Annotated in this window: 21 protein-coding genes and 1 tRNA gene; 7 read left to right on the top strand and 15 right to left on the bottom strand. The window is 44.7% G+C overall.

The window, feature by feature from the left end:
- The 3 genes from CBI30_RS10540 to dusA form a co-directional block, all read right to left on the bottom strand.
- The coding region (locus tag CBI30_RS10540) for a helix-turn-helix domain-containing protein (protein WP_143744393.1) at positions 1–329 on the bottom strand (329 nt) is incomplete at its 3' end.
- 82 nt (positions 330–411) lie between these two features.
- Positions 412–487, bottom strand: a tRNA-His gene (locus CBI30_RS10535).
- 65 nt (positions 488–552) lie between these two features.
- Positions 553–1,677: a tRNA dihydrouridine(20/20a) synthase DusA gene (dusA, locus tag CBI30_RS10530; RefSeq protein ID WP_088528253.1), complete on the bottom strand. Its 1,125-nt coding sequence runs from the start codon at positions 1,675–1,677 to the stop codon at positions 553–555.
- A gap of 77 nt (positions 1,678–1,754) precedes the next feature.
- On the opposite strand from dusA, the gene CBI30_RS10525 reads away from it, so the two are divergent.
- Together CBI30_RS10525 and CBI30_RS10520 are read left to right on the top strand one after the other, a co-directional pair.
- Positions 1,755–2,885, top strand: coding sequence for a site-specific integrase (locus tag CBI30_RS10525; RefSeq protein ID WP_161492294.1), 1,131 nt, complete (start codon positions 1,755–1,757; stop codon positions 2,883–2,885).
- A gap of 161 nt (positions 2,886–3,046) precedes the next feature.
- A complete protein-coding gene (locus tag CBI30_RS10520) occupies positions 3,047–3,388 on the top strand; it encodes a hypothetical protein (protein ID WP_088528251.1) in 342 nt (113 codons plus the stop codon).
- A gap of 578 nt (positions 3,389–3,966) precedes the next feature.
- On the opposite strand, the gene CBI30_RS10510 is transcribed toward CBI30_RS10520, so the two are convergent.
- From CBI30_RS10510 to CBI30_RS10480, 7 genes are all read right to left on the bottom strand, one after another.
- A complete protein-coding gene (locus CBI30_RS10510) occupies positions 3,967–5,868 on the bottom strand; it encodes a potassium transporter Kup (RefSeq protein ID WP_420812051.1) in 1,902 nt (633 codons plus the stop codon).
- Between the two features lie 99 nt (positions 5,869–5,967).
- Positions 5,968–6,654, bottom strand: a complete 687-nt coding sequence (locus tag CBI30_RS10505; protein WP_088528248.1) for a response regulator — start codon at positions 6,652–6,654, stop codon at positions 5,968–5,970.
- Complete coding sequence (locus CBI30_RS10500; protein ID WP_161492293.1) at positions 6,651–8,156, bottom strand: DUF4118 domain-containing protein; 1,506 nt, start codon at positions 8,154–8,156, stop codon at positions 6,651–6,653. Before CBI30_RS10500 ends, CBI30_RS10505 begins: the two co-directional genes overlap by 4 nt.
- 232 nt (positions 8,157–8,388) lie before the next feature.
- Positions 8,389–9,645: a type II toxin-antitoxin system HipA family toxin gene (locus CBI30_RS10495; protein ID WP_088528246.1), complete on the bottom strand. Its 1,257-nt coding sequence runs from the start codon at positions 9,643–9,645 to the stop codon at positions 8,389–8,391.
- Positions 9,645–9,896, bottom strand: a complete 252-nt coding sequence (locus tag CBI30_RS10490; RefSeq protein WP_240553577.1) for a helix-turn-helix domain-containing protein — start codon at positions 9,894–9,896, stop codon at positions 9,645–9,647. The genes CBI30_RS10495 and CBI30_RS10490 overlap by 1 nt, the downstream gene beginning before the upstream one ends.
- Positions 9,897–10,142: 246 nt before the next feature.
- A complete protein-coding gene (locus CBI30_RS10485; RefSeq protein ID WP_088528244.1) occupies positions 10,143–10,391 on the bottom strand; it encodes a hypothetical protein in 249 nt (82 codons plus the stop codon).
- A 187-nt stretch (positions 10,392–10,578) separates the two neighbouring features.
- Positions 10,579–11,475, bottom strand: a complete 897-nt coding sequence (locus CBI30_RS10480) for a pseudouridine synthase (protein ID WP_088528243.1) — start codon at positions 11,473–11,475, stop codon at positions 10,579–10,581.
- Between the two features lie 161 nt (positions 11,476–11,636).
- Between CBI30_RS10480 and CBI30_RS10475 the strand changes: the two genes are divergently transcribed.
- The 3 genes from CBI30_RS10475 (at position 11,637) to CBI30_RS10465 (ending at position 14,237) form a co-directional block, all read left to right on the top strand.
- Positions 11,637–12,917, top strand: coding sequence for an HD-GYP domain-containing protein (locus CBI30_RS10475; RefSeq protein WP_088528242.1), 1,281 nt, complete (start codon positions 11,637–11,639; stop codon positions 12,915–12,917).
- Position 12,918: 1 nt separating this feature from the next.
- On the top strand, positions 12,919–13,692 hold the full coding sequence (locus tag CBI30_RS10470) for a sulfite exporter TauE/SafE family protein (RefSeq protein ID WP_088528241.1): 774 nt from the start codon (positions 12,919–12,921) through the stop codon (positions 13,690–13,692).
- 119 nt (positions 13,693–13,811) lie between these two features.
- The gene (locus CBI30_RS10465; protein ID WP_088528240.1) at positions 13,812–14,237 is read left to right on the top strand and encodes a universal stress protein; all 426 of its coding nucleotides are present in this window, start codon (positions 13,812–13,814) and stop codon (positions 14,235–14,237) included.
- Between the two features lie 308 nt (positions 14,238–14,545).
- On the opposite strand, the gene arsB is transcribed toward CBI30_RS10465, so the two are convergent.
- From arsB to CBI30_RS10450, 3 genes are read right to left on the bottom strand one after another with little or no spacing between them, the layout of a single operon-like run.
- Positions 14,546–15,592 carry an ACR3 family arsenite efflux transporter gene (gene arsB / locus CBI30_RS10460; protein WP_088528239.1) on the bottom strand — a complete coding sequence of 349 codons (1,047 nt, stop codon included), beginning with the start codon at positions 15,590–15,592 and terminating at the stop codon, positions 14,546–14,548.
- A complete protein-coding gene (locus tag CBI30_RS10455) occupies positions 15,589–16,080 on the bottom strand; it encodes an arsenate reductase ArsC (RefSeq protein WP_088528238.1) in 492 nt (163 codons plus the stop codon). Before CBI30_RS10455 ends, arsB begins: the two co-directional genes overlap by 4 nt.
- Complete coding sequence (locus CBI30_RS10450; RefSeq protein WP_088528237.1) at positions 16,077–16,406, bottom strand: ArsR/SmtB family transcription factor; 330 nt, start codon at positions 16,404–16,406, stop codon at positions 16,077–16,079. The genes CBI30_RS10455 and CBI30_RS10450 overlap by 4 nt, the downstream gene beginning before the upstream one ends.
- Before the next feature lie 113 nt (positions 16,407–16,519).
- Between CBI30_RS10450 and arsD the strand changes: the two genes are divergently transcribed.
- Both arsD and arsA read left to right on the top strand, forming a co-directional pair.
- A complete protein-coding gene (gene arsD, locus CBI30_RS10445; protein ID WP_088528236.1) occupies positions 16,520–16,882 on the top strand; it encodes an arsenite efflux transporter metallochaperone ArsD in 363 nt (120 codons plus the stop codon).
- A gap of 18 nt (positions 16,883–16,900) precedes the next feature.
- Positions 16,901–18,658, top strand: coding sequence for an arsenical pump-driving ATPase (gene arsA, locus CBI30_RS10440; RefSeq protein WP_088528254.1), 1,758 nt, complete (start codon positions 16,901–16,903; stop codon positions 18,656–18,658).
- Between the two features lie 31 nt (positions 18,659–18,689).
- Here the strand turns inward: arsA and CBI30_RS10435 are convergent, their stop codons facing one another.
- Positions 18,690–21,059, bottom strand: coding sequence for a Tex family protein (locus CBI30_RS10435; RefSeq protein WP_088528235.1), 2,370 nt, complete (start codon positions 21,057–21,059; stop codon positions 18,690–18,692).
- Between the two features lie 115 nt (positions 21,060–21,174).
- A partial coding sequence (locus tag CBI30_RS10430) for a large ribosomal subunit assembly factor BipA (RefSeq protein ID WP_476704259.1) occupies positions 21,175–22,010 on the bottom strand: 836 nt, incomplete at its 5' end.

The following is a 22,010-nucleotide window of genomic DNA, read 5'->3' as shown; positions in this document are numbered from 1 at the left end:
GATCGGTAGTCTTTAATACCGCCATTGCGTTTTACTTCGCGACTAACCGTAGAAGGCGACCTGCCTAAAAGCTGTGCGATAGAGCGAAGTGATTGCCCAGTTGCCAGGCCACGGGAGATTTCTTCTCGCTCAGCCAAAGTTAACGCTAAAACTGATCGAGATCTTGATGGTGGTCTGATGCCGCCCGTCTGCATCAAAATACGCTGTATAGAGGGGTGATGGCGATCAAATAACTGCGCTATCTGATGAAGGTTATCGCCTTTTTGCCAGCGATCCCACATCAACTCTCTTTGAGTGGCGGTGTAATAGATTCGAGGTCGTTGTTTCATGAGCAACACTCCTTTTGCTTACGCAGTTTGTAGTGTGTTGCATCGATCAGTTGAATTCAAGACTGAAAATGCTTATGTTAAATGGGGCGAACGACGGGGCTCGAACCCGCGACAACCAGAATCACAATCTGGGACTCTACCAACTGAGCTACGTCCGCCATCGTAGATCCAAGATTATAGCTTTTGTGCCCAAAACCTGTCAAAAAAGGCTTAGATTAGGGGGTTAAACTTGCTCCAACTCAAATGCAGCCCAGTCTCCTAGAGCAAGCGAGGCATCTAGGAAAAAGTCTGCAATGGCGGCCCTGCTCTGTACTTTAGCCAAGGCATGGTGATCAGATAGTCGTTGACGCCAATAGCGAGAACCTGCTCTGCCATGGGCTAAGCCTAAGATATGCCTACTGAATGCGCCTATATAGAAGGGTTTCTCTTTAGCGCGACATTCCTCATACCAGTCTTGTACTTGTATTACTAAAGCAATCTGGATGCGGTGCCATTCCGTTTCGCTAAAGAGGTAGCCAGCCGCTTCGCCATCCGTATGAATCAGGTCATCCCAACCGAGGAGCAACATCGCTGGAAAATGATAAGCCGCCCTACCCACCATAAAGCCATCAAAGTCATTCCAGTGGCCCGCGATTTGATCATTACTCTCTAAACCCCCATTGAGTAAAACTTGGAGATGGGGAAATTGCTTTTGCGCATCAAGACGCAGTTGTGCAGCTACCTCATAACGCAAGGGTGGCTTACTTCTATTCTCCTTGGGAGATAAGCCTTTGAGTACTGCATTACGCGCATGAATGGTAACCTGGCTTGCGCCTGCATCTGCGACTGCTAATATAAAATTCAGGGCAAATTGATAATCTGCTTTTGAATTGGCAGCATCCATGAAATCTAGTCCAAGGCGATGCTTTACAGAAATCGGAATGTCCACCGTATTCTTCATGGCCTTGACACAATCAGCTACCAACTGAGGTTCGGCCATCAGGCAAGCGCCAAAAGCACCACGTTGTACTCGCTCTGAAGGGCAACCACAATTAAGATCAATCTCGTCGTAACCCCACTGCTGAGCTAACTCTGCGGCTTTAGCCAAATCAGAAGGCTCAGACCCGCCCAATTGAAGAACGACTGGATGCTGATCTTGCGAGTAATCCAAATGGCGTGGCACATCCCCATGTATGAGCGCACCCGTAGTGACCATCTCGGTATAGAGCACTGCTTCTTTAGTCAGGGTGCGATGAAAGGATCGGCAGTGACGGTCTGTCCACTCCATCATGGGTGCCACGGCAAGCCTCTTAGGGCTTATTTTCTCTATCTCATTGATTTTATTGGGGTTCAATTCGTTGTTATTCATAGTTTTTGGTCTTAATTTGCCCTAAATCCCCAACTCATGCTCCCTTTTTTGCCCCAAATCCATTTAAAATGAGAGTCATGGAAAAGCAAAATGATTTCATTACAGAGCTAAATGGCGTCAAAGGATCGACCTTTAAAGTTCGCATTAGGCAACGTTGCCCCTTCACAGGGGAGACTTTCAAAATCTCAAAATCCTTCAAAACACGAAAGCAAGCAGAATCCTATAAGAAGATAACGCTTGCGGAGATTTTACAGGGAACCTTCAATCAAAATAAAAATGGTGAGCTCACCCTTGCCGACCTGATTGACCTTTACCTCAAAGAACTTGGGCACAACTTTAGACGCTCAAAGCTTGGCGCCTATAAGCTAATCAAAGATACCAAGTTAGCTAAAAAACGTATTGATAGTCTGAGCACCCAAGATCTCATTCGTCACGGAAAAGAAAGGCATCTGCCAAAATTTAAAACCCTAAAGAATGGGACGGTAAAAGAACTGCCGGGAGCTGGTGGCAGCACGATGAATGCTGAATTTAGTTATATCGGTACCGTTCTGAAATGGGCAAAGGCAGAGCAATACGCCGTTAACGAAAACCTCATCACTGAATCTCGAAGAGCGCTTGAGATGAATTATTTGATTCATGATGGAGTTGAACGATCCAGAAGGCCATCTCAAGATGAGCTTGATCGCTTGATTAATTATTTTGAGGTTATCAGACCCGAGCGAAATATTCCTCTTGGTGTATTGATTCGTTTTGCCGTAGGAACTGGGCTTCGCCTAGGCGAGATTCTGAGGCTCGAGTGGAAAGAGCTCAATGAAGTCAATAAAACTATTTGGATTAGAGATCGAAAAGATCCCAGACAAAAAGTGGGGAAAGATAATGAAATTGCCCTGATCTGGCAAACCGGATATGACACTTTCGAAATTTTGATGGCGCAAAAAGGAAAGCATCCCGAGCTAGTCTTCCCTTACTCTGGAGATACTGTCTCTAGCGTCTTCCCAAGGGCGGTTCGCAGGCTTGGAATTGAAGACTTGCATTTTCACGATCTGCGCCATGAGTTTTGTTCCCGCATGGTTGAATATGGATGGACCATACCTAAGATTCAAGTAAATAGCGGTCACAAAGATCTGCGCTCTATGCAGCGATATATGAATATGGTTTCAAAAAATCTGCATGAGGAGAAACCAAAGAACTGGATTTCCCTTGGTTAAGTAATTTTTGTAGCCCTTATCGCTCTAAAATGCAACCACTAAAGGAATGGCGATGGCGGGGCAAATAAGAGGTAGCCTCGGTCGCAAATCTTCTTAAGACGCGAAATATTCAAGGATTTAATCCTGGCGCAAGGCCCGAATTAAGTGAATCCAAGAAACGAATGATTGAAGAATCAAAATCGGAGTCCCAAAAACTAGCAGAAGAAATTGTTAAGTTTTGGCCTTTTGATGTAATTATTTTGGATGATATTTACGAAATCCTGACTACAACCTCAGCAGATAAATCAGTCAGACCCATATGTGATCAAGTTGGCATGATCTCTTACCCGACCTCATTGAGAGTCTTCGGCAACAAGCATCGTTGCAGGATTATCAGAAACCATGACAAGTGGATCAGCTCAAGCTCAGGCGAGTTAAGGAATGAAGCGGAAAAGCGAGGGTGCAAATCCGCCAAGGACGTGATCCTAGATGCCATTGAAAAGGCCGGCTCTATTCCAATCTAGTTCTGGAACGCGGAACGCTTGGAACGTCAACTTAAGGTCATCAGTCAAAAATAAAAAATACTTCCCAGAGAAGGTAAAGTCGCGTTCCAAGCGTTCCGCGTTCCATTAACTACAACTAATATCCAAATACTGCGAATTTAAGTCCCTTTTGCCCTGGGGATTTTTTCTTGAATTAACAGCAATCTGCCCGATAAGCGAAATGCTTAAGCTTGGCGGCTGAAAATAGATATGATCATCGCGGCAATTTAATAATAAAAACATGGGCAAAGAAGTTGCCCCCAAGTGAATTTTCATCAACTTTAATGGTGATAAACCTTATTATCACCATTGGGTTATTGGAGCTTTACGCTTGTTTAACCCAACCTATTAGGCCGCTATTAGTTGTTAAGCAGACTATAGATAAGCTAGTTCCGCTGGCCGAGTCCGACCCAAAGCAGTCGTCCGCAGGCAAAGGAAGCCCGCCCGAAGGTAGTTCTGGTAGCCCATAATGCCTATTCGTAACTTTAGGCGAACTTGACTAAGACTGCGGATTCTTAGTCCTAGCTATCGACCGTCCTCTTAAAGGGTATTTTGGATGCTCATATCTCCACCTTGGCCCCTAACTCAACAACTCTATTGGTTGGTATTGAAAAGAAGTCTGATGGCTTAGCGGCATTTTGATACATCCAAGCAAATAATTTTTCTCTCCATAAGGCCATGCCTGGAATTGCTGAAGGAACCACTGTATCGCGAGCTAAGAAAAAAGAAGTTTCCATAGGCTCACATTTAATGTCATATTGAGTCGCCAGCAATCCCATAATCTGATTGATGTCTGGCGTTTCTTTAAACCCGTATATTGCCCTAACCAAATAGACTCCGCCACCCATCTCTTTCAGATTGATGCGATCCTTGTCTTCAACATAAGGAACATCCCAAATACTCATTTTGAGAAAAATTACCCTTTTGTGAAGAACTTGATTGTGCTTAAGGTTGTGAAGCATTGCGACAGGCACATAGTCAACATGCGCGGTCAGGAATACTGCTGTGCCATTTACTCGGATTGGCTCACTAACTAATAAAGACTTGATAAATGCCTCAAGTGGAATGCCCCCATCGATTGCCTTTTGACGCAAAAGCATTCTGCCCTTGTACCAAGTAATCAATAAAAGGAAGCACAACGCGCCGAGCAATAATGGGAACCAACCACCCTCAGCTATTTTTAGCGCATTAGCGGCAAAGAAGGCAATATCGACCAAAAGAAAGGCGCCAATAACGGTTGCTACTAATATTGAATTCCATTTCCATACAGCCTTCATTACAACGGCTGCCAGCAATGTGGTGATTACCATAGTAGTTGTTACAGCAATTCCATAAGCAGCGGCTAAATTACTAGATTGCTTAAAGGCCAACACCACAGCAATGACCAAGGCCAACAACATCCAATTAATTGTGGGCATATAAATTTGTCCAACTTCTTTATCGGATGTATAGGTAATCTTCATGCGGGGGACAAATCCCAATAAGATGGCCTGACTAGTCATGGAATACGCTCCAGAAATAACTGCCTGTGAAGCAATAACGGTAGCCATTGTTGCCAGGATCACTAAGCCCAGCGTATAGGCCTCTGGAACCATGAGAAAGAATGGGTTTGATATCGCCTCTGGATTAGATAAGAGCATGGCTCCCTGGCCAAAATAATTTATTAGCAAGCAAGGCATCGTTAATAAAAACCATGCGTATTGAATAGGTCTAATACCAAAATGTCCCATATCAGCGTAAAGCGCTTCTGCACCTGTTAACACCAGAAATACGGCTCCCAACACTATGAAAGCTTGTATGGAATGCTCAACTAAAAAGTTAACAGCAAACATCGGATTGGCCGCAAGCAAAATATTGGGGTTATCGATAATGTTGTATGCGCCCATTAGGCCAAGAACCAAGAACCAAGCCACCATAATTGGCCCGAATAAAAAACCAACTAAAGCAGTTCCTTTTTTCTGAATTAAAAATAAGGCAATAAGGATGGCGAGCGTAATGGGAATGACATATTTTGAAAATTGTGGTGAAACGATCTCCAAGCCCTCTACAGCCGATAGGACTGAAATAGCAGGGGTAATTACGGCGTCCCCATAAAACATACAGGCGCCAAATACCCCCAGCATCATGATCATTAATGCTCTCTTAGAGTTCGCTGGGGCAGTTCTGAGTGCCAGCGCCATTAAAGCTAGGATGCCACCCTCTCCATGATTGTTTGCCCGCATCACAAACAGCACATATTTAAGAGACACCACAATTAAAAACGCCCAAAAGACCATGGATATCACCCCAAACACTGCATCAGGCGAGAATGGAATACCGTGTTCCGGACTAAAGCACTCTTTAAGTGCATACAGGGGGCTAGTCCCAATATCGCCAAACACTACGCCAATTGCCGCAAGCGTTAGAGCGGGCAAACTGCCTTTGGCATGGTTGTTGCCCTTAATCTCTATTGGACGAAGAATGTTTGACTTTGAATACTCTGGATTACTAATGGACATGGTCTTACTCGTTGGTTTGAACACCCCATCAGATCATGCGCGATGTATCAATCGCATAAACAACTACGAGATTGCCAGGCGATAGCCAATCCCAAGCTCGGTTAACAGGTATTCGGGTTCTGCAGATACTTTTTCTATTTTGGCTCTTAATCTACCCATATGAATTCTGAGGTAATGGGTGTCATCCACATATTCAGAGCCCCAAATTTCTGAAAGCAATTGACGCTGAGTAAAGATTTTTCCTGGCCTTGTAGCTAAAAACATCAGCAACTTATGTTCTATAGGGCTTAGATGAATTTCATTACCCTCGAGCTTTACAAGCCCGGCAGAGACATCAATTAGCAAATCTTTGTATTGATAGCACTGATCACGCATAGACATCTTTTGAGTCCGCCTTAGGCAAACATTGATTCTTGCTAATAACTCTTCAACATTAAAAGGTTTGGATAAATAATCATCTGCGCCTTCATTTAGGGCAACAATCTTTTCCTGCTCCTCTTGCCTTGCTGACAGGACAATAATCGGAAAATCATATCGCTTTCTTACCTGCCGAATTAAATCTTTTCCATCACCATCTGGCAATCCTAAATCGAGAATCATTAACTTTGGCGTATTTTCTGCCAAGCATTTATTTGCCTCTTCAAGGGTTTTAGCTAACCTAGGCTGATGCTTTGCGGCACTCAGACTCGCTATTAAAAAATGGGCAATTTGCGTATCATCCTCAACCACTAATATGTAATCTGAGATCATGAGCTCGCCTTATATGGAAAGGCCATACCCACATATGTCTTCTCATCACTTCCCAGTGAGGACTCGACGATTAAGCGCCCCTTGTGCCTATCCATCACCGCCCTAACTATAGACAAGCCCAATCCAAAACCTTTTTTAGTGCGCTGATACGACTGTTGCTGTCCAGCCAACCCCTCATCAAAATCTTTAGGAAACCCAGCGCCCTCATCGATTACGCCAATCCGAATTTCGTCATCGACCCTGTCTACCAATATCTGTATTGGTTTTCTGCCTAAGTGTGCTTTAACTGCGTTCTCAATTAAATTGGTTAATGCCAATACGATTAAGGCTTGATCGCCATAGATGAGCTCATCTTTTGCCTCCATTACCAATGCCAATGAGGGCTTTACCTCTCTATTGTTATATCTCGATATGACTGCCCCAATAATTTCTTCAGGCGACTGCCAATCCATCCTAACTTGGTTGCTATCAGACATGCCAAGCTTAACTAAAGACAGTATGTTTTCTGTCGAATCATTCAGGTATACAGATTCGGAATGAATGAGCTCCAACAGCTTTTTGGACTCCGCCGCACCCAGTTGATCACTTTGCTTCAAAAGTGATGAGCTAGCACCAATAATAGTTGTTAATGGAGTTCTCATATCGTGCGATATAGACGATAGAAAAGCATTTTGAATGGATTCTCGATGCGCTAATTCTCCGGCATCTTTAGCTTTAATTTCTGCCATTCTTTTTTGATAATGGACAGATAGTTGATCAGCTATCGCTCTTATCAGGCTCACCTCAATATTTTCCTCATGAGCCCTTTCAATTACTAAGGCTGGAAGCTCATGACTTTTGTAATACCTTCCGAATGGAATACACCAATAATCCAAGGACTCTAAAGTCCCCGTATGTGGTCCCAGCATAGCCCCATACTCAATTGCGTGGGAGAGATACCAGGAGTCGAGCTTTACCTCACCAGACTTAGAGCTTGCTAATTCAATGCTCTCTTTGGTGGTCGGATCTAACTTCAAGATTGCAACATCGCAACCCAACTCACTCTTTAATAAAAGACAAGACTTTTTTAAGGAAACTACGGAGTCAGCTTCTACTGAAAATATTTCAATGATCGATCGCAATAGATTGGCTTTAAAGGTTTCTTTTTCGGCAATGTCTTTTTGTCTTCTTAGCTGATGTACTAAAGATGTGATCGCAATGGATACCAGTAGAAATCCTAGCAATGCGCTCCACGACTCAATGCTCCCGATAACAAATGTGTATCTCGGCTCTACATAAAAGAAGTTAATTAGGAGGAAGGAGCCTATTGCTACAAAGATAGATGCTACCAATTGACTCTTATAGGAAACCCATATGACGAGAATCAAATACAGAAATGAAACCCCGGCCAAACCAAGATACTCATCAACTACATGAGATAGGGCCGTTATGGCAATCATTCCCAAAAAAATACTCATTGCCTCAAGCAAGATTGGGCTTTTCGAAGATTTTCTATTCGTCATACGATCAATATACATTCACCAATGTATCAATCGCATATACATTGTGAGCAGCAAGATTTGTCATAGTAAATGACGACACAGACACAGAGATTTTTAATCCTCCGCTCTAATGCCCCCTTTTGGCCGGACTCGGCCGGTCGTCAATTTCGCCTGAACGACCGTTTTTAGCTATATAAGAGACTGCCCTCTATTTATATAGGGAGCCAATAATATGACACCCATTACCCACAAGCTACTGAAAAAAACGCTTTTGTAATTGACTGGTATTGCTAGAAATATGCTGACTCAATCTCTCTACCATCGTTTTCTCAGTACCCACCGGTGTCGCTAAATTCATTTCTACTGAAATTGCTCCAATCTGCGACTGCAAATCTTCGGATAACTCTTGGCCAATTTTCAAAACATACCGCTCTTTAAAGCCCAGCTCTTTCGCCATTAAACAAAGCTCAGCTCTTCCAATATGAGAGGGTTTATTCTCCCCTCCAATTTTGAAAGCGAACTGATTCGATAGACCCGGGTAGATGGAGGTGCTTAGAAGATCATAAAAGGGGGTTAGCCGTGCACCTAAGCCAGGTAGAAAATAAATCGATAAGTTCTTTGCATGGCTATCGTTATTTCCAACGAATAAATTAAAAAAGATCCATTGTAAAAAGCGTTTGATATCCGATGCAGGCACCCCGCCCTCTTTTAATAACTCATAGCACCTTAACAAGCTAGGACCCCCATCAGTCTCATACTTTACCGTCGAGGGTTTTTGATCAAGCTGGCAAAGGTCCATTTGATGAATTTTTTGTATGTCATCCGCATTATTTATAACGCGATCATAGCGCTTAATAATGCAAGACTTCGCAGTAGGCTGATATATAACCGGCGCAACATCTAAACCAAGGCGGTTGGCTAGCTTCATTACAAAAGTTTCATTGACGGCAGACGCCCAGACACCCTCTATTCCTGCAATATCAGGTTTGACAATATAGGTTGATGGCGCACTACCCAATGGCAAAGAGATATTGCCTTGGGCATCCAACACAATTCCAAGCTTCTTTTGAGCGCCTGCCAATGAGATGCGCATGCCCTTTTCTTGCTGGGCGGCCTGGACTGGGCCTGATGACGATTTAAAACTTAAAGCCACTTCATCCCAATTTATAGCTTGATACTCTGGCTTATTCGGCCTCTCACCTTCAGGCAGTATTGTTAAGTCACTCGCAGTATCACCACCGATAACCCCAAGCAATCCAAAGGTGCTCGTCACCTGATATTTCAGCTTCAATAACTCACGAATTCCGGCCTCTGGAAGAAGATTCTCAAAATAGGACTCCACAGGTAGACCGCTAAATTCCTTCTCAGAAAAATTCAGTGTCGGTGAGATGGGTTTACCTTGACCATATAACCAAGATTGAGCGTATATAAATTTAAGCTCTGGCTCATCAAGTAACTGACCCACTAAATCATCACCTCGATATACATCAAGCTTTTTGATATCAGCCATCAATTGCCACCTTTCCTTTGGATAATCATTTCCAATCCAAGGGTATTTAAAACATCGAGCACTTTTTTAAGCTGGACTGTTTCTTTGCCATTTTCAAGCTCAACAATGAATCGATTACCTGTATTGGCTAGGCCCGAAATATCTGCCTGAGTGATTTTCTGGGATGAGCGAAATTGCTGAATGAATAGCCCCAAGTCTTTCGCAGACCCAATCTTGATAGAGAGATCCGCTTGATTTTTAATATTGGCCATCATCTATCCCAAAAGTTACCGATAGGTAATATCTTAAGTGATTTTCAGAGATTTGCAAGAAATAATTACCGATAGGTAATTATTTGAGAATGATGAGCCATCAGAGAATTGCTCCCTTTTTTGCCCCAAAATTAAATAAAAAATACAAAGAAGTATATTTTATATGATTTAAAAGGAGGTGTTGCCCCATCCATCATGGGGGCGACCGAAGTTACCCTTACTAGAATTGCCCTGAGTATTTAACGCTTACTTTGTGAGCTTTGCCTCTAATTCCACCGCAAGATCTAAAGCACCCATGTAGCCCGACTTAAGGTGACTTGGCAAATCAGGGTCGCCAACCATGGCGCCCAATGTCTCTACCAAGCTATATACCAAGCCTTTGGCAGCACTAGCAGCAATCGTATTACTGGCTACAGCCTCATCAATATGATTGACCGCATCCATAAAATAATCATGTCCTGGAAGACCGTCTGGCCCTAAAGTTACTTTGCTCATTTGTATTTTCCAATAAATTCGTGGTTTACAACATTAGTCTACTGTATAGAAATCTTAGGCGCATAGGTGGAATTTCTTTATCAGTGGAATAGTCAACAGATACTCTCGCTACAAATATGGCTCTAATTTTTTATAGTCATTATCCGAGCATTATCATTAATTCTTAAGGTGGTTAACTTTCGAAAAATCAGATGCTTAACGCTTGATTGCTAATGAAATGACGCGCATTACCAGTGACAGGGTCTAGGAATGCAACTTCCTTAGCCAACAACTGTAAGGGTTTAGAAAAGTCTAAATCATATTCTTGATATGGTGTGAGGACTGGGTAGATCTGGTCATGTTTTATCGGAACTCCCAAGCTATTGAGGTGGCATCGCAGTTGATGCTTTTTTCCACTGCCTGGAGTTAAGCGATATTTAGCCCAGGGTTTTGTTACTTCAATCAATTCAATACTGGTATCAGTATTTGCCTCACCCTCCACTTCTTGCATTTGCAGAAAGTGTTCGGACTCCTCTAGCCTACTGCGATAAGTCATTGGCAATCTACCGATGAGATCCTCTGAATAGGGCGCAATGGCTTCGTAGACTTTTTGGACAACTCGATCCCGAAAGAGATTTTGATACCGCGCCCTTTCCTCAGGATTCACTGAAAAAATAACTAAGCCAGCAGTATCGCGATCGATGCGATGGATTGGGCTCAGACTCTGAATTCCTGTTTTTTTCTTGAGTCGATTGAGTAAAGTTTGATGCAAGTAAAGTCCACTTGGTGTGACTGGTAAAAAATGGGGTTTGTCTGCCACCAGAATATGTTCATCCTGATACAGAATTTGCTCTTCAAATGGAATCCCTGGCTCTCTTGCCAAGCGTCTGAAATAGAGTAAGTGAGTATTCGGAAGATAGTTGTCACTGGGGGCTACTGGGACGCCATCAGCAGTCATTACCAGCCCCTCACTAAAGCGAGCCTTCCATTCGCTTGGCTCAATATGCGGAAAGCTGCTGAGGAAAAAATCCAGTAGGCTTGAGTGACTCTGCCCTGAAGGCAGAAACACCCGCGATGCCGAAACTCCCTCAGAATTTACATTCATACTATGCGCTCCATGACGATGGCAATAAATTTGCATCCCAGTTATGTAACTAAGCCTTATTTTAGAGGAATGCTGCGATTCATCGACAATCGGACGCTTTAATTCATGCAGGAGGGAATATCATCTAAATACCTTTAATGCCCAGTGAATAATTCACCGTCATGCTCTCCTTTAATAAAAAAATTGCTTTCCGCATAGGGCTAGTATCAATTGTCCTAGCCATCGCCATGGGCTACCTCGCTTGGTTACAAGCATTTAATGCGGCCGAAGAATTAAATAAGGGGTTGACGGTACAAACATCTCACCAACTGATGGAAAAGAGTGGAGGCTTTAGTGGCGAGCTAAATGCATTCCGAGAAGAGGCTGCTGTAACAGTTAAAAGCTTGGTTCGATACGGTATCTTTGATGTCGCAGAGATTTACGATGCGAATTGGCAAAAGCTCGCTCAGTACGGAGACGCTCCTAGCGAAATCGGACACTCCATGATGGGGCTTCATCATCCAAGGCCGCCCGGCCTGAAAGATACCATCTCAGATACGCAAAAATTGTCAGACGGCAGAAGGGTGATCAACACAATCACTCCGCTCAATGACAACGATAAGGATGCAAAAATTCAGATTATTGGCTATCTAGAAACCTTACGCATCATCCCGCAATGGCGGGAAGTTCAATTAAGAGATATTGCCTTACAGACATCAATCATGGTAGCTTTGGCCGCCCTGCTATGCGGACTCATTCTCTACCCAATCATCATTGCTCTGAATAGAGAAAGGGATCTCAAAGCAATTATGCTTTTTAGGTCCAATATTCAGATGATGAAATCTCTTGGTGAAGCAGCGGCCAAGAGAGATGCGGAAACGGGGATTCATAATTATCGCGTGACCTTGAGCGCCATCCGAATAGCGGAGGCACTCAATCTACCTTTTGCAGAGATGGCGCCCGTGATCATTGGCAGCCTTTTGCACGACATCGGGAAAATTGGCATTCCTGACCACATCCTGCTCAAACCAGCAAAGCTCAGTCCTGACGAGATGGAAATCATGAAAACCCATGTAAGACATGGCGAAGAAATTATTCGCGGCAGAACACTTCTCCAGGATGCCTATCCAGTGGTCAGCGCCCACCATGAAAAGTGGGATGGATCGGGATACCCAAGAGGCTTGAAGGGTGAAGATATTCCTCTGCCAGCCAGAATTTTTGCTGTAGCCGATGTATTTGACGCCCTTTGTTCAAAAAGGCCTTATAAGGAAGCATTTAACTATCAAACAGCGCTAGAGATTATTGAAAAAGGGTGTGGCGCGCATTTTGATCCAGTCGTGATTGATGCTTTTATACCCATCTCCAAAACAATTTATGAAAAAATATTTCAACACGATGAAGATACTATTCACGACCATCTTGACCAGGCAATTAACCGCTACCTTAAAACGCTATTAAGCTGACATGTTAGAGCTTTCCGCATTTGACCTCAGTCTCTTGCTTGCCTGCGCCTTATTTGCTGGCCTGGTCGACTCCATCATTGGAGGTGGCGGAATGATTCAGGTGCCCGCCCTCTTTGCAGTATTGCCAGGCTTTCCACCAGCAACCCTACTGTCTGTAAATAAGTTTGGCTCGATTGTGGGGACGATTGGTTCTGCCATTCAGTACAGCAGGGTTAATAAAAGTCCCTGGGGGCTGGTGATCGTTTCTTCTGCATTTGCTTTCTTCGCCTCTGTAGCCGGTGCATACCTCGTTACTCAATTACCAACCCAATGGCTCAGAGGCGCTCTGCCATTCTTATTGCTAGCACTCCTGATCTTTAATATAAAGTCCAGCGCTGGCCTAATTCACGCACCTAAACACCAGCACCATAAACAAAAAGCGATTGCCTCGACTGGCGCCGGAGTTATTGGCTTTTATGATGGTTTTCTGGGGCCTGGAGCTGGCGCCTTTTATAAGCTGTTCTACACACGTGTATTAGGCTTTGATTTTTTGCGTTCTGCAGCACCAGCCAAGTTTCTGAATATTGCCTCTAATTTAGGAGCACTCTGCGTCTTTTTCTACCTAGGCTATTTTGACTGGAAGCTCGGCCTACTCATGGCTAGCGCTAATCTGGTGGGCGGTCAAATCGGCACCAAGATTGCCATCAAGCATGGGAATGCTTTTATCCGCAAGGGATTCTTTATTCTGGTGACTATTCTAATTATTAAAACCTTCTACGACGCTTTCCTGAGGTAATCCGCCCTCTAGGCAATAGCGTATATAGATCTGCTATTTTTTCGTAGATTTATCATGATTTTCATAGTAAATTAGTCATGTGCAGATGCAGTTTATTAATTACAAAAACAGAGGGACAAATGAAAATATTATTACCAGTTGACGGCTCCAAATCTTCGCTCAATGCAGCTAAGTACGTTGGCAAGTTAGCTAAAGATTTGCGTAGCAAATGCACGGTGACATTGATCAGCGTTCACGACGACATTGGTCTTGGTCACGTAAAACAGTTTGTTGCCACTAGCGTGATTGACGACTACCTTCGTGAAGTAAGCGAAAAAGAGCTCAAAGCTGCGCAGAAGGCTCTTGATACTGCTGGTGTAAAACACAGCATGGTCATTATGCGCGGTAACGTAGCCAATGAAATTGTCGCCTTGGCAAACAAAGAGAAATTTGACCTCATTGTCATGGGCTCAAAAGGCAGAACTGGATTTATTGATGCATTGATGGGATCTGTTGCCCAAAAGGTCAGTAATGCTGCTAAACAAGCTGTTTTATTAATTAAGTAATACCAATTGAATCTTTAGATTCATTCACAATAGGCCGTCTTGATGACGGCCTTTTTATGGGCCCCTAAATGAGCATTCTGCTTCTCTTATTTGCACCAGGCATTTTTGCCATTTACTAGATTATTCGCCTGCAACTTTGCTTATCTAGAGTGCGCTATCTAGTTGATACCTATGGCATGGATCGCAAGAAGCTACGCAGTCTATCCTGTAAAGAGATAAAAGCACTTCGGAATTCAATTGATACCCTTAGGCATGCGAATGATGCATTTGGCTTAGAGGATCTTGTAAGGCCTTATAGGGCTTAGAACCTACCCTTTTACAAAATAGCGCTCTTTAAACCACAGAGCCACCGTTACCAAACCAATCATGATGGGAACCTCAACCAGAGGGCCAATCACTGCTGCAAATGCGGCTCCGGAGTTGATTCCGAATACAGCAATTGCTACGGCGATAGCAAGCTCAAAGTTGTTGCTAGACGCTGTGAAAGATAAAGTGCAGCAACGTTTGTAATCAATACCCATCTTGCCCGTTACAAAGAAGGTCAGCAGGAACATGATGAGAAAGAAGATGAGTAGCGGAATGGCAATCGTTAGTACATCCATCGGTAGACTCAGAATGAGCTTACCCTTCAAACTAAACATCACCACGATAGTGAACAGCAAAGCAATCAGGGTGAGCTTGCCGATGCGGGGCACAAACTGCTCGTGATATCGATCTTTGGAGATGAACTTGAGCATCACTACTCGAGTCAAAATGCCAGCAATACAAGGTACACCAAGGTAGATAAAGACGCTCTCCGAAATCTGCCCCATGCTCACGCTGACATTAGAGGCAGCTAAACCAAAGTATGGCGGTAAGACTGTGAGGAAAAAATAAGCATAGACACTAAAAAAGAGTACTTGGAAGATGGCATTAAATGCCACCAAACCCGCCGCGTACTCAGTTGAACCTTTAGCAATATCATTCCACACAATCACCATGGCAATGCAGGGGGCAATACCAATCAGAATTAAGCCGGCCATATACTCTGGCCGATCAGGCACAAAGGTGATTGCCAAAAAGAACATTAATGCCGGCGCCACGATCCAATTCATCAATATCGAAATCAGAAAAATGCGTTTGTCTTTAAACACATCAGGCAAATCTTCGTAACGCACCTTGGCAAACGGCGGATACATCATCAATATCAGACCAATAGCGATGGGAATATTGGTGGTGCCAACCTGAAATGAATTAATTAAACCCTCTACGCCAGGGAATACAAAACCCAGGGCGATTCCACAAGCCATAGCGGCAAAGATCCATACCGTGAGATAGCGATCAAGAAAGGAGAGTTTTTTGGTTAATGCATTCATGCTTGAGCTGGGATTGATGTATGAATCGCTTTGAGAGTCATAGAGTCTAATTTCTCTAGGGGCATGGCAGCTAAGATATCAAGGCGCTTCTTGAGGCCATTCATCACAGTATTAAAGGCTGTCCGTTTTTCTAGATCCGTCCCCTGCACTAGCGATGGGTCAGGAAAGCCCCAATGCGCAGTGGCCGGTTGACCAGGCCAGAATGGGCATACTTCACCAGCCGCATTGTCACAAACTGTGATGATGAAATCCATCTTTGGTGCATTGGGCTCTACATAGACATCCCAACTCTTTGACTTCAATAAAGCACGGTCCATTCCCAACTCCACCGCAATGTCTGCAGCAATGGAATTGACGCTTGTGCCTGGAGTAGAGCCAGCTGAATAACCTACAAACTTGCCACTAGGGTGTGTTGATGCTAAAGCCTCACCCAATATCGAGCGTGCAGAATTATGAGTGCAGAGAAAGAGGATGTTATAGGTTTTCATGATGATTTGGCTTTTTTGAAGGGTTTAAGCGGTACGCAAGACTGGCCACCGCAACAGTTATCTAATAAAAATTCACTGAGGTTTTGCACTAACTGGGCGTTAGGTCGATAGATGAGATTGCGGCTCTGACGCTCAACCGTAATTAACCCCGCTAAGTAGAGCTCTTTTAAATGAAAGCTCAACGTCGCATTTGGTATCCCCAGCATCTCATGAATTTGGGATGGCATAAGACCTTCATCGCCCTTTTGAACAATCAGCCTATAGACATTTAAGCGAGATTCTTGCCCTAAAGCTAGGAAAGCTTGGATGGCTTCTGTATTTTTCATATTTCGATGATAATGGAAATATTATGACAAATTCATGACATGGGTCAAATGATTCGCATGATCTTTTGCCACAATATACAAAGAGACTGATCAGATCAATAAGGGAGTATTTTATGAAAACGATTCAAGTGTTTGACCCAGCAATGTGCTGCAGCTCTGGCGTATGCGGAGTTGATGTTGACCAGGCTTTAGTAACCTTCTCCGCTGATGTGGAGTGGGCCAAGCAAAATGGTGCCAAGATTGAGCGCCTCAACCTGTCTTCCGACCCAATGGCCTTTGTAAACAACAAAACTGCTAGTGCATTCTTGGAGCGCTCTGGCGCAGAAGCCCTCCCCTTAATTTTAGTCGATGGTGAAATGGCATTAGCGGGTCGTTATCCCAACCGCACTGAGTTAGCTCGTTGGGCGGGGATCACTCCAGCAGGCGCTGAAGAAAAACCTACCTCGAGTTGTTGCTCTGGAAGTAAGTGCTGTTAATTTTTGAAGGTTATGTCAATGCAATTCTTAAAGTACCCTCCGCGATTTTTATTCTTCACGGGTAAAGGTGGAGTTGGAAAAACTTCGATTGCCTGTGCAAGCGCCATTGAGTTGGCAGAAGCGGGTAAGCGAGTATTGCTTGTGAGTACCGATCCAGCATCAAACGTGGGCCAAGTGTTTGGGATCAAAATTGGTAATGACATCACTGCTATTCCGGCAATTGCTAATTTATCTGCACTAGAGATTGATCCACAAGCGGCTGCCCAACTCTATAGGGATCGCATTGTGGGGCCTGTACGAGGTAAGTTGCCGGATGCTGTGGTCAAGGGCATTGAAGAGCAACTGTCTGGCGCCTGCACTACAGAAATCGCCGCCTTTGATGAATTCACCGCCCTCCTCACCAACGATGCATTGACTGCGCAATACGACCACATTATTTTCGACACTGCGCCTACAGGCCATACCATTCGCCTATTGCAACTACCTGGCGCTTGGAGTGGGTTTTTAGAAGAAGGTAAAGGAGATGCCTCTTGCCTTGGTCCCTTAGCTGGACTAGAGAAACAGCGCACACAATACAAAGAGGCAGTAGATGCTTTAGCCAATCCAGAGCGCACCCGTTTAATACTAGTTGCTAGAGCTCAAGCCTCTACCTTGCGCGAAGCTGCTCGTACCCATGATGAATTAGCGGGCATTGGCCTATCTAAACAAAATCTGGTAATCAATGGTGTTCTACCTCAAAGCGAGGCCGCACAAGACCCATTGGCACAGGCTATTTATGCCAGAGAACAAAAAGTACTCAGCACTATTCCAGAGGTACTCAAAAATTTACCAACCGATATCATCGAATTAAAGCCATTTAACTTGGTAGGTTTGGATGCTTTGCATTTACTACTAAAAGATCAAGCGCTAATACCTGATGCATCTGAATTTACGCCCATCACGCTAAATGCTCCAAACCTATCCATCTTGGTAGATGAGATTGCTAGAGATGGTCATGGCCTAGTGATGACGATGGGCAAAGGTGGTGTAGGCAAAACCACTTTAGCGGCAGCAGTTGCTGTAGAGCTAGCCCATCGTGGCCTCGCCGTACATCTGACAACCTCTGACCCAGCAGCGCATATTAATGAAACTCTCAACGGCACTATGGATAATTTATCCGTTAGTCGTATAGACCCCCATGCTGAAATTGAGCGTTATAAACAGCATGTGATGGAGACGCGAGGCGCCAAGCTAGATGATGCTGGCCGCAAGTTATTAGAAGAAGATTTACGCTCTCCTTGCACAGAGGAAATCGCAGTGTTCCAAGCCTTCTCCAGAATCATACGAGAGGCAGGCAAGAAGTTTGTAGTAATGGATACCGCACCAACAGGACATACATTGCTTTTGCTAGATGCTACAGGCTCATATCATCGCGATATTGAACGTCAGATGGGCAAAACCAATGCACACTTCACTACCCCAATGATGCAACTGCAAGATCCCAAACAAACAAAAGTGCTTTTAGTGACTCTTGCTGAAACTACCCCTGTACTAGAGGCTGCCAACCTGCAAGCTGACCTACGTAGAGCCGGCATTGAACCTTGGGCCTGGGTAGTTAATAACAGTGTTGCAGCATCAAACCCTCGCTCCCCACTCTTGAGAAAACGAGCTCAAAACGAATTACATGAAATTGACTTGGTCGCCAATACCTACGCTAAGCGCTATGCCGTTTTGCCGCTCCTTAAAGATGAGCCAATTGGTGTAGAAAAGCTTCTGATGCTTTCAAGACATCAGTGAGTCAAGACAGCATCAGAAGAAATGCGTCCTTTTACTTTTTCATTTTTCCAAATGCCGCTGCCATTGCATTATTAACTGGTGGCGCGCTACGTCGATCTTCCTGAGGTCTTCTGGCCTCTGGGGATCTTGGAGCTCTTGGATCACTTGGCCGACTTGCTCTTTGCTCAGGTTTCGCGCCTGAAGCTTTAGGAGCCTCATCAGAAAGTCGCATAGTCAATGCAATGCGCTTACGCTTTTCATCCACCTCTAGCACTTTGACTTTAACGACCTGCCCTGCCTTCACTACGGTATGAGGATCTTTAACAAAGGTGTTGGCTAAGGCGGAGATATGTACGAGACCATCTTGATGAACGCCAATGTCCACGAATGCACCAAAAGCTGCAACGTTGGTTACAACGCCTTCCAAGATCATATCGACCTTAAGATCGCTGATTTTTTCTACGCCATCTTTAAATGTTGCGGTCGTGAACTCAGGCCGTGGATCACGCCCTGGTTTCTCTAATTCTTTAATAATATCGGTCACTGTGGGTACTCCGAATTTTTCATCGGCATATTTTTCAGGATTGAGGCTTTTGAGTATTCCCACATCGCCAATCACTTCTTTAACGCCCTTCTGAATATCCTTCAGAATCTTCTCCACCAGAGGATAGGACTCTGGATGAACAGCGGAAGCATCCAAAGGATCAGTGCCATTCATGATGCGTAGGAAACCAGCAGCCTGCTCAAAGGTCTTATCACCCAAGCGTGGCACGCTACGTAAATCAGAGCGCGCCTGAAAAGCACCATGACTATCCCGATACGAAACGATACCCTCAGCAACGGCGCTGCTGAGGCCAGAGACCCGCGCGAGTAAGGGAGCTGAGGCAGTGTTCACATCTACGCCGACCGCGTTCACGCAGTCCTCTACGACTGCGACCAAGGACTTTGCTAACTGAGTCTGCATCACATCATGTTGATACTGACCGACACCAATGGACTTCGGATCAATCTTGACCAACTCAGCCAATGGATCTTGCAATCTTCTGGCAATAGAAACTGCGCCACGCAAAGACACATCCATACCAGGGAGCTCTTTTGAGGCGTACTCAGATGCAGAGTAAACCGATGCGCCAGCTTCAGACACCACAATCTTAGTCAGTTTGAGTTCTGGTTTGGCCTTAATCAAATCTTGCGCCAGCTTGTCAGTCTCACGTGATGCCGTACCATTACCAATTGAGATCAAGGTGGCTTGATGCTTTTCTGCCAACTTGGCCAGCGTATGCAGTGAGCCATCCCAATCATTCTTAGGTTGATGTGGGTAGATCACCTCGGTATCCACCACCTTACCAGTGGCATCCACTACCGCCACCTTCACGCCGGTTCGCATGCCTGGGTCTAGGCCAATAGTTACCTTTGGTCCGGCAGGTGCAGCCAAGAGCAAAGCCTTCAAATTGCGAGCAAATACATTAATCGCCTCGGTCTCAGAGCGCTCACGTAAGGCACTCATGAGCTCAGATTCCAAATGCATCGAGCATTTAATACGCCAAGTCCAACGCACAGTCTCCCCCAGCCAATGGTCTGCAGGGCGACCTTCATTTTTAATCTTGAATTGATTCGCAATGCGGGACTCACAAGGATTATGTGGCGCATCCCACTTAGGCTTTTCTGCTTCGGTATCGAGGCGTAGATTTACCATCAACATCTGTTCGCGACGACCTCTAAATAAAGCTAATGCGCGATGCGATGGAATCGCGGTAATCGGCTCAGAGTAATCAAAATAATCAGCAAACTTCTCACCCTCTTGCTCTTTACCGGCAATCACTTTGGACTCTACGACACCATGGTCTTGCAAATACGCTCTCAGCGATTGCACTAGGCCAGCATCTTCAGCAAAGCGCTCCATCAAAATCTGACGAGCTCCCTCTAGTGCGGCTTTGGCATCCACTACACCAGCGTTTTCACCTTGATCCGAAGTAAATGCTTCTTTGATATATTTGGTCGCCTCCACCTCAGGCTCGAGCATGGGGTTTGCTAGCAAGTCATTTGCTAAAGGCTCTAATCCAGCCTCTAAGGCTATTTGCGCTTTGGTGCGTCGCTTGACCTTATACGGGAGGTACAGATCCTCTAGGCGCGTCTTATCCTCTGCCAACATGATGGCCTTGAGTAACTCCGGCATCATCTTTCCCTGCTCTTCAATAGAAGAAACAATCGCCTTGCGACGCTCTTCTAGCTCTCGCAAATAACTCAAGCGATCTTCCAATAGGCGCAACTGCGTGTCATCCAATCCGCCAGTAGCTTCTTTGCGATAGCGGGCAATAAAGGGAACCGTAGCGCCTTCATCCATTAGGGCAATAGCAGCGGCTACTTGGGCAGGTTTAGCGGATAACTCTAGGGCAAGGCGTTGTTCAATGGATGGCAGCATGGAATAAATAATTTACTCAGATTTTAGGAATATGGGCATCAAGGAAGAATAAGAGCCACCCAAAGGTGACTCTTATTTTACAAACAGCGTGACTGATTAAAGCAACTCAGCGATATTACTCGCGGGAAGCTTTCTTACGATCATGCTCTTTCAAGTAACGCTTGCGGATCCGTACGCTTTTCGGCGTTACTTCAACCAACTCATCATCACTAATAAATTCAACCGCGTATTCCAAGGTCAAATCAATTGGCGTTACCAAACGAACTGCTTCATCAGTACCTGAAGAGCGTACGTTAGTTAATTGCTTACCTTTAATCGGGTTCACAACTAAGTCGTTATCACGACTATGAATACCAATCACCATACCTTCGTAAACAGGATCACCATGTTTTACGAACATACGACCACGATCCTGCAATTTCCAAATAGCATAAGCAACAGCTTCACCGTCATCCTGGCTAATTAATACGCCGTTATGACGTTCGCCCAAAATGCCATCTTTAGCTGGAGCGTAACAATCAAATGTATGACTCATCAATCCATTGCCGCGAGTCATGGTCATGAAATCGCCTTGGAAGCCGATTAGGCCACGTGCAGGAATACGGTACTCAAGACGGGTACGACCTTTTCCGTCACTCACCATATCTTGCAACTCCCCTTTACGCTTACCTAAGTCTTCCATCACAGCGCCTTGAGTAGCATCTTCTACGTCAACTGTTAAGTTCTCGTATGGCTCCATCTTGACGCCATTCTCTTCGTGGAATACTACGCGCGGACGGGAAACTGCCATCTCATAGCCTTCACGACGCATGGTTTCAACCAAAATAGTCAAATGCAACTCACCACGGCCAGAAACTTCGAACACGGTATCGTCAGCGGTCTCGCGGACGCGCAAAGCCATATTGGCCTTTAATTCACGATCAAGACGCTCACGAATCTGACGGCTCGTAA

It is taken from the genome of Polynucleobacter aenigmaticus (genome assembly GCF_002206635.1).
GTDB lineage: Bacteria > Pseudomonadota > Gammaproteobacteria > Burkholderiales > Burkholderiaceae > Polynucleobacter > Polynucleobacter aenigmaticus.
The sequence above is the reverse complement of the archived record's forward strand: the minus strand, read 5'-3'. Positions and strand labels throughout refer to the sequence as shown.

Coding starts and splice junctions, on each gene's coding strand:
- dusA (WP_088528253.1), bottom strand. CDS start 1,677: ATGAATAACAACGAATTGAACCCCAATAAAATCAATGAGATAGAGAAA.
- CBI30_RS10525 (WP_161492294.1), top strand. CDS start 1,755: ATGGAAAAGCAAAATGATTTCATTACAGAGCTAAATGGCGTCAAAGGA.
- CBI30_RS10520 (WP_088528251.1), top strand. CDS start 3,047: ATGATTGAAGAATCAAAATCGGAGTCCCAAAAACTAGCAGAAGAAATT.
- CBI30_RS10505 (WP_088528248.1), bottom strand. CDS start 6,654: ATGATCTCAGATTACATATTAGTGGTTGAGGATGATACGCAAATTGCC.
- CBI30_RS10500 (WP_161492293.1), bottom strand. CDS start 8,156: ATGACGAATAGAAAATCTTCGAAAAGCCCAATCTTGCTTGAGGCAATG.
- CBI30_RS10495 (WP_088528246.1), bottom strand. CDS start 9,645: ATGGCTGATATCAAAAAGCTTGATGTATATCGAGGTGATGATTTAGTG.
- CBI30_RS10490 (WP_240553577.1), bottom strand. CDS start 9,896: ATGGCCAATATTAAAAATCAAGCGGATCTCTCTATCAAGATTGGGTCT.
- CBI30_RS10485 (WP_088528244.1), bottom strand. CDS start 10,391: ATGAGCAAAGTAACTTTAGGGCCAGACGGTCTTCCAGGACATGATTAT.
- CBI30_RS10480 (WP_088528243.1), bottom strand. CDS start 11,475: ATGAATGTAAATTCTGAGGGAGTTTCGGCATCGCGGGTGTTTCTGCCT.
- CBI30_RS10475 (WP_088528242.1), top strand. CDS start 11,637: ATGCTCTCCTTTAATAAAAAAATTGCTTTCCGCATAGGGCTAGTATCA.
- CBI30_RS10470 (WP_088528241.1), top strand. CDS start 12,919: ATGTTAGAGCTTTCCGCATTTGACCTCAGTCTCTTGCTTGCCTGCGCC.
- CBI30_RS10465 (WP_088528240.1), top strand. CDS start 13,812: ATGAAAATATTATTACCAGTTGACGGCTCCAAATCTTCGCTCAATGCA.
- arsB (WP_088528239.1), bottom strand. CDS start 15,592: ATGAATGCATTAACCAAAAAACTCTCCTTTCTTGATCGCTATCTCACG.
- CBI30_RS10455 (WP_088528238.1), bottom strand. CDS start 16,080: ATGAAAACCTATAACATCCTCTTTCTCTGCACTCATAATTCTGCACGC.
- CBI30_RS10450 (WP_088528237.1), bottom strand. CDS start 16,406: ATGAAAAATACAGAAGCCATCCAAGCTTTCCTAGCTTTAGGGCAAGAA.
- arsD (WP_088528236.1), top strand. CDS start 16,520: ATGAAAACGATTCAAGTGTTTGACCCAGCAATGTGCTGCAGCTCTGGC.
- arsA (WP_088528254.1), top strand. CDS start 16,901: ATGCAATTCTTAAAGTACCCTCCGCGATTTTTATTCTTCACGGGTAAA.
- CBI30_RS10435 (WP_088528235.1), bottom strand. CDS start 21,059: ATGCTGCCATCCATTGAACAACGCCTTGCCCTAGAGTTATCCGCTAAA.